Below are 13,132 nucleotides of genomic sequence, written 5' to 3'. Positions count from 1 at the left end.
ACTTTCTAACTTAGTCATTTCATGCTTCTACTGGCTTTATCATCAAAATAAGACTCAGTATTTAGTCGTCGATCTCTGCAAAGACTTGAGTTGCCTTAACGGCTTTTTTCCATCCTTTGTAGAGTTGTTCCTTGCGGGATTCATTCATCGATGGCTCAAAGAGTTCTCCTGTTTCATTGAGAGTGCGGAGTTCGTCTAAGTCTTTCCAGTAGCCTACTGACAGTCCTGCCAAGAAGGCTGCACCGAGAGCCGTTGTTTCTAAGTTTTTAGCACGGGCAATGTCAATTCCCAAGATGTCAGCCTGGAACTGCATGAGGAAGTTGTTCATAGCAGCACCGCCGTCGACTTTCAGCACTTGAATGGCAGTATTGGCATCCACCTGCATGGTATCAATGATGTCACGTACTTGGTAAGCGATGGATTGCAAAGTAGCCTTGATAAAGTCTTCCTTGCTGGTTCCACGGGTCAAGCCAAAGACAGATCCGCGGGCATTTTGATCCCAATATGGAGCGCCTAGACCTGTAAAGGCAGGTACGACATAGACTTCGTCATTGTTGTGAGAGTCGAGAGCATATTTTTCAGATTCTGGCGAATTTTCAACCATCCGAAGACCGTCGCGCAGCCATTGAATAGCACTTCCGGCAATAAAGATAGAACCTTCTAAAGCATAGTAAACTTTGCCATTAATTCCATAGCCAATGGTTGTCAAGAGGTTGTTTTCAGATAGTTGCATCTCTTCACCAGTATTCATGATGATGAAGGAACCAGTTCCGTAAGTATTCTTGACCATGCCAGGCTCAAAAGCTAACTGTCCAAAGAGAGCTGCTTGCTGGTCACCTGCCATACCAGAGATTGGAACTTCTCCACCGTAGAAATGGAATGGAGCAGTCTTACCATAGATTTCTGAGTTAGAACGAACTTCAGGAAGCATAGCCTTTGGAATGTTAAGGATTTCCAAAATCTCATCATCCCATTTAAGTTCCTTGATGTTATAGAGCATGGTACGGGCTGCATTTGAGTAGTCGGTCACGTGAGCCGCGCCGTCAGTTAATTTCCAAACCAGCCAGGTATCGATGGTACCAAAGAGCAATTCGCCCTTTTCAGCTCTTTCTTGCGCTCCCTCTACATGGTCCAAAATCCAGCGAACCTTGGTAGCAGAGAAGTAAGCGTCAATGATTAAACCAGTCTTTTCGTGGAATTTTTCCACATAGCCTTGGCTTTTCAGCTGTTCAGCCAGGGGAGCAGTCTGACGAGATTGCCAAACGATAGCATTATAGATAGGAAGACCTGTATTTTTATCCCAAACGACAGTTGTTTCACGCTGGTTGGTGATACCGATGGCTTCGATTTGACTTGGTTTCACACCACTTTCAATAAAGGCTCCAGCAATTACTGACTGAACAGAATTCCAAATTTCATTGGCATTGTGCTCAACCCATCCAGCTTGAGGGAAAATCTGAGTAAATTCTTTTTGACTGGAGCTAACTTTTTCTCCTTTTTTGTTAAAGATGATGGCGCGGGAACTAGTAGTTCCTTGGTCGATAGCCATGATGTATTTTTCTTGTGACATGAACTGTCCTCCTAGTAAAAATCTTGAGGATGTTTCCTCTACAGTAACTAGTATATAAAATAAAACGCTTTCTTTTTTATCAACTTTTTTTAAATTTTAAAAAAATCTGAGGAGATTGTGTGAAAATCACAAAGAAACCTGGATTTCTCCAGGTTTCTTAATGAAATATCATGTGACGGATTTGAGCCAAATCTTCCAAATCCAAGTCATTTTTTAAATAATAGACGGGAACCTGCGGGCTCTGATGAATGGGATTGTTGGTGATGATGAGGTCATAATTTTTAGCTGGGTCGTAGGCTTCAATGCTAATAAAGCGATTGTACTCTAAGTACCGTCTTAAAATGGCTGTCATCCTGGAAACAACGATAAAGCTATCTGTCAAGTCCATTCCTATCTTGATGACTTGACCGTCATTTTCAGCAATGTACTCCATCAGCTGGAGCCATTCCCACAGCACCTTTTTATCCAGAGATGTTCCCTGCTGGAAAATAGGCAGTTTGCTAAAAATAGTGTCTGCCACTTGTCGATAATCGTCTTCGCTCCATAAGTAAGGATGGCGCAATTCCAAATCATGCTTGTATTTATCTTGCAAGAGATAGCCTCGGAAAAGAAAGACGCGGGCGCAGAGCTGGCTGAGTTCGTAGGTCACCTGATCCTCGATGTAATCCCCTAGCAAGTTCTGGCCCTTCATCTCTTGAATCAGTTGCGTAATCAGGCTGGCAATTTCACCGCCAAAGCCCAGTATATACTCTATGGTGTGCAGGGGTAAAATCCGATGGGAAAGCAGAAATGAAAAGAAAATCATCATTTCGCCATCTTCGAGACTTAGAGTGATGTGCTGTCCGGCAAAGAAATCATTTGTCCGGCGATGCAAGCGCTGATAAAAGATATTTTCAAAATAGCTCTGCATTTTCTGTTCAATATTTTGGAATTGACAGGCATTGACGCGCAGGCGCTGTTGGGTGATATGTGCCCAAAGGACCAAGTCTAGCTTCTGCCCTTGAGAGAGTTGGGCTCCGCAAAGTTCTTCTAAGACGGTAACTTCCTGCCTTCTTTCTGGTTTTTGAAGTTCTTTTTCCCAATCTTGGCTGGACCAGACCTTACGAAAGAGGCAGAAATAAAAATAGCGGATCTGGTGCTCAGGCCCTTTCAAGCGGCCATTTTGGATAGATAGCTCAAACTCTGATAAAATCTGATTTAAACCGGATATATGACGGCCGAGTGTTGCTTCACTGATCATCAGCTCTTGGGCTAATTGATGGGCTAAAAACTGCTGATGATAGAGCAGGTAATTTAAAATCTGGTATTTGATAGAATTGTCTAAGAAGAGTCTACGAATATCCCGTCCCTTGGTATCTGGACCGACAGACAGACTGAGCGTTTCGTCCTGAAGCTGGATGGATAAGGCTGCATGATGGTCCATAGCCTTGTCGTTAATCAGGCTAATGTACTTGGTCAAGGTTGCTTTTGAGAAGCCAGTTTCTGACATGACGTCCTTCAAACTGGATGTAGAATGCTGCTGTAAATAAGACAGGACAATAAACTGCCCCGCCTCACTCTTTTCCATTAAGTCTGCTAGATACATCGGAAAAACCTTTCAGTTTGCTAATCTTAGCTTAACACAAAAATAAAAAAAGACGAAGCAATCTGCTTCATCTACTACATCTTTCTATGACTAAAGGAAAAAGGAAACCTGAACCAGCTGGATGATTTTCCCAGCCGTCTCAGGATTCCCTTGTATCATCAGGATTAGTTCACCTTTTTAAGCATGGTATTTACATATTCTTTGCAAAATCCAAACGGAACCCAACCTTTTGACCTAATTGAGTCAGTTCAGTCAAAGTCTCCCTGCGACAGACAAACATGACATAGCTGTCGCTATCAATGTCCATTGCTCCGACGTAGTAGCCTGCTTCCTCCCATTTTTCATCCAAGACCTTGCACCATGATGGAATGTCTCCATCTTCATCTAGCCACTCATCTTGCAGCGGGAGATTCTTTTGATCTGCCAATTCTTTCATGAAATAGGTGAAGTCTTCTAACTCAGCCTTCCAATCCAGCTCAATAGCATTACCACTCTCAATTAACTCATCCGCAATCCCGATCCAAACGATGGTATCTTCTGATTCATCGTCCTCTATCCCACGATCGTCATAGCGATCGATATTTTCATCAAAGTAGTCCCACGGTGAGGCAAGACAAGTTTCTATAGCAGAACGGACAGAGCTGTCCTCTGTAAGTAGTTCAACTATGCTGGTAAACATTTCTTTGTTCAGTTCATTTGTCATAACTGACTCCTTTCTTGTCCATAAGGACATATTTTTAACGTTATTGAAAAAATTTTTATCTGTAATCCCGACTAATCCTAGTCATAGGACTGATGATTTAGGCGATTATCACTTGTTCGTTTAAGAAGGTTTCATCATCTATAGTGTTCAGAACCTTCAACATCTCGGTATTGGAATTCTAAATCCAAAATCAATTTTTCACCATATTCCAATAATTGAGCTTTAGTGAGAGCATTTACATTCTTGCCAGAAAAAGCAGGATTTGCCTTCAAGTCAACTCGACAACTTCCGACAAGACTCGCTTGGATATAGGCTGTATAGTCATTTCTAGCAGACGCCCAGCCCATTAGTTGAAAGTCCATTTCAAAGCGAATGAACAATTCCCTACCATTCTGCTGCAAGTCTACAATAGTAAGGCCTTCGCTATCATGGATTTCGGATGAATCAACCATATCTAGCTTTTCTCTATTAAGATAGGGCAAATTCTCAGATAAGGCTTTGAATACGGACAATTCCTCTACTTTATGAGCAATAAATTCCCATAAAATAATTTCTAAATCTTTTATTCGTAAGTACTGCTCTTTAATCATGATGCCTCTTAGTCTTTGCTAATAAGATGATGACACCTAGTAAAACAAGAATTCCGATTACAAAAACAGCTATTTCTAATTCTTTTAAGCCTTCAATATAGGGTACGATATAGATACTTGATTCTACAAGTAGGAAACCGATAAGAATAAGGGCAATCGAAAAATATATCTGTTTTTTATCCATTTTTATGTCCTTCCCTTAACTAGAGTTTCCATAAAACTTAACTAACTAGAAATTCTATTTCCCCTCTACCCACTTATCATTGTCCATGATGAAGGGCTTGGCCAATCCTTCCCCTGTGTAATCTTTATATTTTGTCTGCAAGTATTTGTAGACATCTTCCTTGGTCGCAAACTTGATAGCCTGGTATGGCTCTTCAAAGGTCAGCTTTTCGACAAACAGATAGCCGTCTTTATCTGGAACCAAGACGCCGACATGCCCTACAAAGAGAGAATCACCGTCAAGATTATCGTGGACGATGACGGAGAGCATCCGAGCCTTTTCGTTAAACTTAAACTGTTTGAAGTAGTCCTCCATCTTCTTAGCATGGACCTTGACATCTTGGGTCGCTTCAGTCTTGACTCTTGAAAACAGGATATTAAAATCTTCCTTATCCTTGGCATCAAAGAGCTTGCCCTTGTCAATCGAATCATTATCTATGAACAAGAGTTCGTCATCTTTTGCTATTTGAGGGATGTCGATGCTATTTTTCAGCAAGGTATAAGTATTGATCCGGCAATTTGTCCCGATAAAATCACCCTTCTTGGCCTGCCAAAGAGGATTGATTTTTTCTACATCATATTCGGTTTTGGTAAATTTAGTGAAATCGCCCCTTAATCCAGTAGAGCCGACAAGACCGTTGTAGTCATTGACTAGATTGACAAAGTTATCGACACTGTCTTTATCCAAGTTGGCAGCCAATAGGCTCTTAACTTCTTCGACACTTTTTTGACTATTTAGATTTGAATAAGTGGCCTTCCATGGGTATTTTTCTGAGCTAGTCTGACCAACTGTCTGATTCTCTTGACTGCCGTTTGATTGCTTTTGTGCCTTCCCACATGCAGCTAAGCCAAGAACTGCCAAAGTACAGGCACTCATCAAGATAATCTTTTTTACTTTCTTCATTCTTTCGTCCTTTTTACATTTTTCCTATATTCATCTTCAAATAATTCCTCTTGTTATTATATCAAGAAATACTGAAAAACAGAAAGGAAAAATCTATCTTGGATAGAAACTCCCTGAAGCCATAAAAAATGACTGCAGTTGATAAAAGTGCAGTCACTTTGTTTTATGAATTGATGAGCAAGGTAGAGTAGCTAACTCCACACGCCAACTTAAAGAAAGGAATCACTATACACTGGTAAGTCTACTTAATCTTATGCTTGTTCATCTTTTCTTCAAAAATAGCTGTCATGATAGCGCGCAATTCTTCACGCTCCTTTTCAGGAAGCTCTCCTGCTTGCTTAGCTACAGCGTAAAGTTCTGGATATTGCTTGGCAACTCGCTCAACCGTCTTGGTCGTTGCATGCCCTCTCACAAGGAAAGGAATTCGCTTAAGCCATTCTTGTGGCACAAGGTCCAAAATCTTTTTAGCAGCTTCCTTATCGCTAATGACAGCTGTACTAAGCCCCTCTTTGATCTGCTCCTGCTCTTTTTCGGTAAAATCTTTTAATTCCATTCTGAACTCCTCTTTTCTAATAAGTTACTTGCTCTTCTTAAATAGACTGCTCTTAGATTGGTTTTTTGAAATTCGAGTAACTCTGACAAAATACTTAAGTCAGATTTCCAAAAATTAATTTGCAGCAGTTTCCAAAACTTCCGTAAAGATTACGAAGCCTTTTGGTAAGATATGAAGCTGCCCATCCGAGATTTGGCAATGACTTGCTAAAGTAGTCGAATCACTGTCTAAGAGGTAATTCTCCTTGGATTGGTTAAAAATTGCTCGGATTTTTTGTCCATCGTAATTCCATTCCAGAGATAGCACATCCGGCTTGATTTCTTCTAGACTATATTTCCCATGCTGGATAATGCCTGAAGCATCCTTGCGAAGCTGAATCAACTTCTTCATGAAATCGAGCATGTCATTGTCACTGGAAACACGTTCCCAAGGCATGACACGACGACAATCTGGGTCTGGCCCTCCGTCTAACTCTAACTCGGTTCCATAGTAGAAACACGGTGTCCCCCTTTGTAAAAAGAGGCAGGCTAGTGCAGACTTAACGAGTTGAACATCTCCCTTGGCAGTGGCTAGAATACGCTCCGTATCGTGCGAATCCAGAAGATTGAACATCACTTCCGAAATCTGCTGTCTATAATACATAGACTGACCGTTGATCTCATCAATGAATTGATGCGTTTTCTTAACCCCACGCAAGAAATAATCCTTGATACTATCAGAGAGAGGGTAGTTCATGACCGCGTGGAATTCATCGCCATTTAGCCAAGGCTGAGAAGTGTGCCAGACTTCACCAAGGATATAAAGATCAGGCTTTTTATCCAAGACAGCCTTACGGAAATCTCGCCAAAATTGGTGATCGACTTCATTCGCCACATCCAGGCGCCAAGCATCGATATCAAAATGCTCGATCCAGTAGGTCGCAACGCTCAACAAATAGTCCCTCACTTGAGAATTGGCCGTATTGAGCTTGGGCATATAGCTCTCAAAGGCAAAGGTATGGTAAGGGAGCTTTCTTGGATTGCCAAGCTTATCCTTGGTCACAGGGAATTCTTGAACATGGAACCAGTCTTTATAAGCTGAATTTTCTCCGTGTTTAAGGACATCCTGCCACTGTGGAGATTGGTCTCCAATATGGTTGAAAACAGCGTCCAGCATGATTTTCATTCCTCTCTGATGGGCCTGATCCACCAGTTTACGGAAAATTTTCTTGTCTCCAAAATGATGGTCAATTTCGAAATAATCCGTCGTATTGTACTTATGATTGCTCGGGGATTCAAAGATAGGACAGAGATACAGGCCTGTAATCCCTAAGTCTTGCAAGTAATCCAGATGGTCAATAATCCCTTGTAAATCGCCACCAAAGAAATCCTCACTTTTAGGCGTGATTGACGAATCCCAGGCTAGAGCTCCTTCTGGCGAAAGAGCAGGATTGCCATTTGCAAAGCGTTCTGGAAAAATCTGATACCAGACCGTCTTTGAAACCCAGTCAGGAACATGACAAGCATCAATTTCATGAATATATGGAAGCTTAAAGCCATTCCCCTCGTAATGAAGATTTTCAAGCGTGTTTTCAACACACCCCTTATCGCCATACAAGATAGTCTGGCCTTGCTTATCCTTAATCTCAAAGAGATACTGGAGTCGTGCATAGCCAACTGTAATCTCCACTTGCCAGTAATCAAACAAAGCATCGGAGGTGACTTTGACCATTTCCTTGCTGTCTTCATAATAATCCTCCATGAAGATAAAAGGATCTCCATAGTGCAAGGCTATACTTTCGATATCTCCCCTTTTCGTCCGAATGCGAATGTGCATTGTCTTATCTTTATAAAGATAAGCATACTCCGACTCTGGTCTGTGGTAAATTGCTGACAATTCCATATTTTCTCTCCTAGATTTCTCTTTATAAGCTCATCGTAACTTTATGCAAACGATTTCAAAACCTAGCCCTAGTATATCACTTTAAAAAAACGATTGCAAGATGTTGAGTTGCAAATATTATAACCTGAGAGGAAGGCGCCAAGTCAAAATTCACATGGGATTGGTACTCATGGTCAATAATCTACTCAAGCATAACAAGATTATAGCTAGAAACTAAAACAGAGACTCACAACAAATGTAAATCTCTGTTTTTCTTAGCCAAGAAAACTTTTTGTCCCAGACTCCATAATACATTTCTGTTATTTAAAGACTTGGATAATATATTGACTCCTTCAACTTACTCTCGTTAAGTTTCAGAATAGTCGCTATAGCTGCAGCTTCAAAGCTCCAATATCCACAATATGTATCTGAGCTACTCTTATGTGAATTATACCAAGCATATCCTGAATGATTCTTGTACCAACTATCCAAATATTCCAGAAGAGCGGCTTCCTTATCACTAGCTTCAAAAACACCATCCAATGCCGAAAACTCTTCTCTTAATTGTGTCTTATTATCCCATGTTGCTTTTTTACCTTGTACATTGTTTGCAATATATTTAAGAAGTCTATCCTTCTCAATAATATCAATATTGTTCTTCACCAATTTTATGGCTTCACTCTTATCATTAACCATTACTGCCAGTGACAACAATGTAAGCAAATCATCATGTGTAATGTTTTTATATTCACTTGCTATCTTTATCGCCTTGCTGAGCAATGCTTTTATGTCATTCTTAGATGCACCTGCTGAAAATTCTGCCTTCAATAGATCAATTTCATATCCTGTTAAAGATACCAGTATTCTCTGTTTCTTTTCCTCGTCAGATTCTTTCAGCTTAGCGGTTTTCTTTTTAATTCTTGAATATTGATAATCTAAGTAGTTATCAAAATACAAGCTATCTTTACGAATGTCTCTCATTTGTTACACCTCCAATCAATTTCCATTCGATGGTTCTATTCGATTTCCATCTTTATCAAAATACTCAACTATAGTCTTATCGCCGACCTTATTTCCCTCCGAATCCACTTTCTGCGTATCTGAATGGATATTCCCAGTTTCATCAATATTCGGATCTATATGATAAATTTCGTGTGTCACTGAATCTGGATCATCTTCTGCTGCATCTCTAATCTCATCAGCTTTTTCTTTTCCAACAGCATCATCCAACCTCTTATCAATCCAGTTATCTGACATCTGCTTACCATCAATAGTTTCTGACAACTGAGAAGTATTATACTTCGCATCGGCAATAACATAAGACTTGCCTTCATCTGTATTAGTTTTTTCGTATACACCATCAATTCCAGTCTTAAATCCACCTTTTTTATCATCAAGGCTTGTTACTCTATGTCTATTGAGTGGCTTATATCCTATTGATATGTAATACTGGTCCATCATCATTTCCCCAAGATTTCCCAGTTCCTCATTTGTTAGTTTTTCACCATTTATGATTCTTTTAAGAGCTTCTTTAATCGCTGCTTTTTGCACTTCATTTATTTTATCGTCCTGTTCTGATTTACTATCATCGTTTTCAGGATTACCATTTTCACCAATTTTATCAACAAAATCGTCAAAAAATATATTATCAAACAGCTCTTTTATTAATGATTTCTTGTTTTCACCGCTTTCAAACTCATTAGTATCATTTGCCTCTTTTGATTCAGATTTTTCGCATGAATCAGACTCAGGCTGTCCGTCCTTAATATCATCAGAAAACAATGCACTAATCTTGTCAGCAAATATAGCTAAACTCTTTGGTATTTTTTCAGATTCGGATGATTTGTTTTCAAAATTATCAGCATTTGATTTTATCTCTTTTGTCCCGTTTCCACCTTCAATCATTACATCCTCCTCTTCTGACCATCCATAAAAATAAGTAAATTATTAATCAACTCTTCATACTCTCTTTTTCCTTCTATTCGATTTTTTTCAAAAGCAAGTATTGCAAGAATTTTGTTCACTTCCTCTTCTGTAAAATCGTCCAAATTAGGAACAAGCTCGTCTTGCATAGCTACGCACCACTCTTTGATTTCATTTCTGTAACAAATATTCCTTTCTAAAATGGTATCAGGAGCGAATATTTCGTATACAATAGATTTTCTCAAATCACGGAATCTCTCAACATTCTTCTCATTGCAAAGCTTAGTAAGTTTTATTTTTAATTCTGTAGAAAGTCTTGTTTTTTCAATTTCATCAAAGATGTCTTTCGTACTAATTTTATCAACTAAATGCGCAGGTTTAAGTACTAATTGAACTATTTTTTTCTTGATTGCAGCTGAATCTGGAATGTTTTCTCCCTTCCCTGTATACTTCTTACTTTTTTTGTCATCCCATTCATCAATATGGCATAGAACCGGTTCTATCCAGTTATTTTGATATACTGCACATACGCCAGTTTTAAGCTTTGCCAACTCTACAATCTGATTATCATTCAAATTTGCCGCCCTACCAACCAGTTCTCTGTCTGTCGCATCAGGCAAGCGTAAAATGATCTTTGTATTTGTATTTCTTATGACTGACATATCCATCAAACCCGGAGATTGATCTACAATTATAAATCCCTCACCATAAGTTCTCATTTCTGCTATTGCATTAGCCAACATCTCAACAGATTTGCCTACCAAATTAGATGACTCGGCGCTCTGCTCAGTACTTGTTCTTTTAAGCAAATTATGGGCTTCTTCCAAAATAGTAACATGACTCAATACTTTGTTGTTTCCTTTTGCTGATGACATCCTATATTCTTGGAGCTTCACTACAAGTAGTCCCATCAACAAAGACTTCGTTTCGTTAGAGCCGACTCTGCTCAAATCAACAATAACGTTTTGATCAAATAACTCTTCATACGAAAGTTCATTGCTAGTTAATATCTGTCCGTTAATACCATTTGTCAATGAACTAATTCTCATTGATAAAGCACCAACATAATCGCCCTTACTGTCCGCAGAATACTTGGATTCACTAATAACAGTATTAACTTGATTTAAAACATCGATAAAATTCGGATAGGTCTTCTTTCCATCAAATTCATATTTGCATTCAGAATTTGTTAAATCCCATCCTGCAACCTCATACGCTCTTTCAATTGACTCTTTTAGAACTGCTGGCATTGCTGCATACATAGGCCAACATACATTGAAAATTTCTATCAGGCGATCAATATGCTCCAAAACATGAATATCCTCTGGAAAACTAAACGGATTTATTCTTAATAACTTAGTTTTCTTTGGATTTGTCCCTAATACTTGTACATTATCATATCCACCAAATATATCCTTATATTCCCCTTTGGCAGGTTCAATAACCATAAAATGTGTCTTTTCACTATCCTCGCACATTTCAAAACACATCTTATCTAAGAGGTGATATATCGCATTAGACTTTCCAGCTCCTGTAGATCCAGTAACAAAGGTATGAGATGTAAAACTATTCTTATTTAGAAGAACTCTTGCTACCTCGTCATCATACATGTGATGTATGGTCCCAAAATCTATTTTTTTACCTGTTGGTCCTTCTTGAGCATAAAGAACATTTCTTCCAAAGCTAGCACATTCAATCACTGGTATTCCAGACACTGACTTTTTAGGCAAGCCCATATAAATTGATAATTCTCTACCACTAACCAAAGTTGATACAGATGCCCTACTATCTTCATTTTCTTCATCCGCAAGATCAAATATTGGATGATTAAATGCGCATAAATATGGAATGAGGCCCTTTGAATCCTCCTCATCCCAAATACTAATATGTGATGCTTCAACAGAAGAATGTTCTCCCTGAATAATTGATTTATATGTACTTGCGACTGACAAACAGGTTGTATAATCCTCTGATAAGAAATAAACACCGCAATCATACATTCCGTAATCTTCACATTCAGATATTCTTTTTATTTGCAGATCTGTTCTTTCTAAAATAGATTTTATACTTCTATTTTCATAAGTGATTTGGAGGCCATCACCTTGAGATGAACTAAGTGCATTTGCAATTGAGTTTTGCTCACTTAATGATTTGGATGTTCCTTTTGTATCTGTCCTACCTTCTGCATCGCTTTTATCTTCATGGTGTCCATGCATATAGTGATAGTCTTTCGAAACACTAGTACCTAGCGTAGTAGAAGCACTCGCATTGACACCAACTCCGAAAGGAGCAACAGATATTCCCGCAGTTGCTGTAACACTAGCATTCACTCCAACGCTACCTCCTACTGTGTATGAGCTGTTAGTTCCTTTTGTAAGAGTATGTGTCTTAGTCTTTGCTACACTTTCATTGGTCGTATCTGTTACCCCCTTAATAACGCTATCTGTAACTGTTTTGCCGTTATTTTGATTTACGGTATATTCAGATTTTTCAAATGGTTTCAATGCTGAGTATATTTCCTCGTATCCAGTTCTAATCGCTTCACGATCATGATCTCCAACTGGATCCGCAATAATCATAACCGTGCATTTTTTCCCTTTTAAAGAATCTGCAAGCTTTTCAAGTCCTTGAATATACTTTGCATTTTCGGTGTACTTTTCTTCTTTTAGCGCCGCTATACCTGTAACAGCCGATACACAAACATTATTTTCAAAAATGCTTTGCACGATTGACATTCTGATTGCAGCATCTTCTATCTCTTCTATTTTACTTCCCGGAAAGTTCGCCTCGAAGTTTTTAATTAGTGCTGTAATCTGTTTTTTGGGAACAAATGAATCATCTGTTTTCTTACAAACAGTGCCCAAATAAACATCAATATTACTACCATCTGATTTTAACAGCATTACTAAGGTTGCATCCTCATACATGGAAGTTGCATTATAAGCGACTGTCAATTTATCAAGAATATTTTCATCCTTATCAAATACGACCCTTGTTAATTTAGATAGCATTATATTGGTTCCAACAATACAAGTAGGCACCTCAGGGTTTTCAACAGGTGCAAAAGAAACATCATATGACGGGATAAATACAGGTCTTTCATCAATATTAGAAATATATTTTCTCATTATTACCTTATCAACTTTTGCTAAGGCATCATCTAGTTCACCATGTTGTCGTACATCTACATCCTCTTTCGCCATAAATTCTCTACCTTTCCTA

11 protein-coding genes are annotated in these 13,132 nt (G+C 38.9%); all 11 read right to left on the bottom strand.

The window, feature by feature from the left end:
- Nucleotides 1-61 precede the first annotated feature (61 nt).
- The 11 genes from glpK to ACWPVL_RS10160 all read right to left on the bottom strand — a co-directional run bounded on the left by glpK (nt 62) and on the right by ACWPVL_RS10160 (nt 13,113).
- A complete protein-coding gene (gene glpK / locus ACWPVL_RS10210; RefSeq protein WP_268731838.1) occupies nt 62-1,570 on the bottom strand; it encodes a glycerol kinase GlpK in 1,509 nt (502 codons plus the stop codon).
- A 157-nt stretch (nt 1,571-1,727) separates the two neighbouring features.
- Nucleotides 1,728-3,155, bottom strand: coding sequence for a helix-turn-helix domain-containing protein (locus ACWPVL_RS10205; protein WP_447450680.1), 1,428 nt, complete (start codon nt 3,153-3,155; stop codon nt 1,728-1,730).
- A gap of 190 nt (nt 3,156-3,345) precedes the next feature.
- Nucleotides 3,346-3,858, bottom strand: a complete 513-nt coding sequence (locus tag ACWPVL_RS10200; protein WP_454388721.1) for a DUF6630 family protein — start codon at nt 3,856-3,858, stop codon at nt 3,346-3,348.
- Between the two features lie 134 nt (nt 3,859-3,992).
- Nucleotides 3,993-4,448, bottom strand: coding sequence for a hypothetical protein (locus ACWPVL_RS10195; protein ID WP_454388719.1), 456 nt, complete (start codon nt 4,446-4,448; stop codon nt 3,993-3,995).
- Complete coding sequence (locus ACWPVL_RS10190; protein ID WP_454388717.1) at nt 4,441-4,632, bottom strand: hypothetical protein; 192 nt, start codon at nt 4,630-4,632, stop codon at nt 4,441-4,443. Before ACWPVL_RS10190 ends, ACWPVL_RS10195 begins: the two co-directional genes overlap by 8 nt.
- Before the next feature lie 54 nt (nt 4,633-4,686).
- Complete coding sequence (locus tag ACWPVL_RS10185; protein ID WP_454388715.1) at nt 4,687-5,574, bottom strand: DUF4300 family protein; 888 nt, start codon at nt 5,572-5,574, stop codon at nt 4,687-4,689.
- Nucleotides 5,575-5,815: 241 nt separating this feature from the next.
- Nucleotides 5,816-6,127 carry a hypothetical protein gene (locus ACWPVL_RS10180; protein WP_015604760.1) on the bottom strand — a complete coding sequence of 104 codons (312 nt, stop codon included), beginning with the start codon at nt 6,125-6,127 and terminating at the stop codon, nt 5,816-5,818.
- Nucleotides 6,128-6,241: 114 nt separating this feature from the next.
- Nucleotides 6,242-8,008 carry a glycoside hydrolase family 13 protein gene (locus ACWPVL_RS10175; protein ID WP_454388713.1) on the bottom strand — a complete coding sequence of 589 codons (1,767 nt, stop codon included), beginning with the start codon at nt 8,006-8,008 and terminating at the stop codon, nt 6,242-6,244.
- Nucleotides 8,009-8,311: 303 nt separating this feature from the next.
- On the bottom strand, nt 8,312-8,968 hold the full coding sequence (locus ACWPVL_RS10170; protein ID WP_454388711.1) for a PoNe immunity protein domain-containing protein: 657 nt from the start codon (nt 8,966-8,968) through the stop codon (nt 8,312-8,314).
- Nucleotides 8,969-8,983: 15 nt separating this feature from the next.
- Nucleotides 8,984-9,892, bottom strand: a complete 909-nt coding sequence (locus ACWPVL_RS10165) for a hypothetical protein (protein WP_454388709.1) — start codon at nt 9,890-9,892, stop codon at nt 8,984-8,986.
- Complete coding sequence (locus tag ACWPVL_RS10160) at nt 9,892-13,113, bottom strand: helicase HerA domain-containing protein (protein ID WP_454388707.1); 3,222 nt, start codon at nt 13,111-13,113, stop codon at nt 9,892-9,894. The genes ACWPVL_RS10165 and ACWPVL_RS10160 overlap by 1 nt, the downstream gene beginning before the upstream one ends.
- Nucleotides 13,114-13,132: the final 19 nt, after the last annotated feature.

The sequence above is a fragment of the Streptococcus sp. Marseille-Q8145 genome, assembly GCF_965112035.1.
This window is presented reverse-complemented; position numbering and strand designations above follow the sequence as displayed.

What these genes read in the sequence shown, in the direction of transcription:
- glpK (WP_268731838.1), bottom strand. Translation starts at nt 1,570, where the DNA reads ATGTCACAAGAAAAATACATCATGGCTATCGACCAAGGAACTACTAGT.
- ACWPVL_RS10205 (WP_447450680.1), bottom strand. Translation starts at nt 3,155, where the DNA reads ATGTATCTAGCAGACTTAATGGAAAAGAGTGAGGCGGGGCAGTTTATT.
- ACWPVL_RS10200 (WP_454388721.1), bottom strand. Translation starts at nt 3,858, where the DNA reads ATGACAAATGAACTGAACAAAGAAATGTTTACCAGCATAGTTGAACTA.
- ACWPVL_RS10195 (WP_454388719.1), bottom strand. Translation starts at nt 4,448, where the DNA reads ATGATTAAAGAGCAGTACTTACGAATAAAAGATTTAGAAATTATTTTA.
- ACWPVL_RS10190 (WP_454388717.1), bottom strand. Translation starts at nt 4,632, where the DNA reads ATGGATAAAAAACAGATATATTTTTCGATTGCCCTTATTCTTATCGGT.
- ACWPVL_RS10185 (WP_454388715.1), bottom strand. Translation starts at nt 5,574, where the DNA reads ATGAAGAAAGTAAAAAAGATTATCTTGATGAGTGCCTGTACTTTGGCA.
- ACWPVL_RS10180 (WP_015604760.1), bottom strand. Translation starts at nt 6,127, where the DNA reads ATGGAATTAAAAGATTTTACCGAAAAAGAGCAGGAGCAGATCAAAGAG.
- ACWPVL_RS10175 (WP_454388713.1), bottom strand. Translation starts at nt 8,008, where the DNA reads ATGGAATTGTCAGCAATTTACCACAGACCAGAGTCGGAGTATGCTTAT.
- ACWPVL_RS10170 (WP_454388711.1), bottom strand. Translation starts at nt 8,968, where the DNA reads ATGAGAGACATTCGTAAAGATAGCTTGTATTTTGATAACTACTTAGAT.
- ACWPVL_RS10165 (WP_454388709.1), bottom strand. Translation starts at nt 9,892, where the DNA reads ATGATTGAAGGTGGAAACGGGACAAAAGAGATAAAATCAAATGCTGAT.
- ACWPVL_RS10160 (WP_454388707.1), bottom strand. Translation starts at nt 13,113, where the DNA reads ATGGCGAAAGAGGATGTAGATGTACGACAACATGGTGAACTAGATGAT.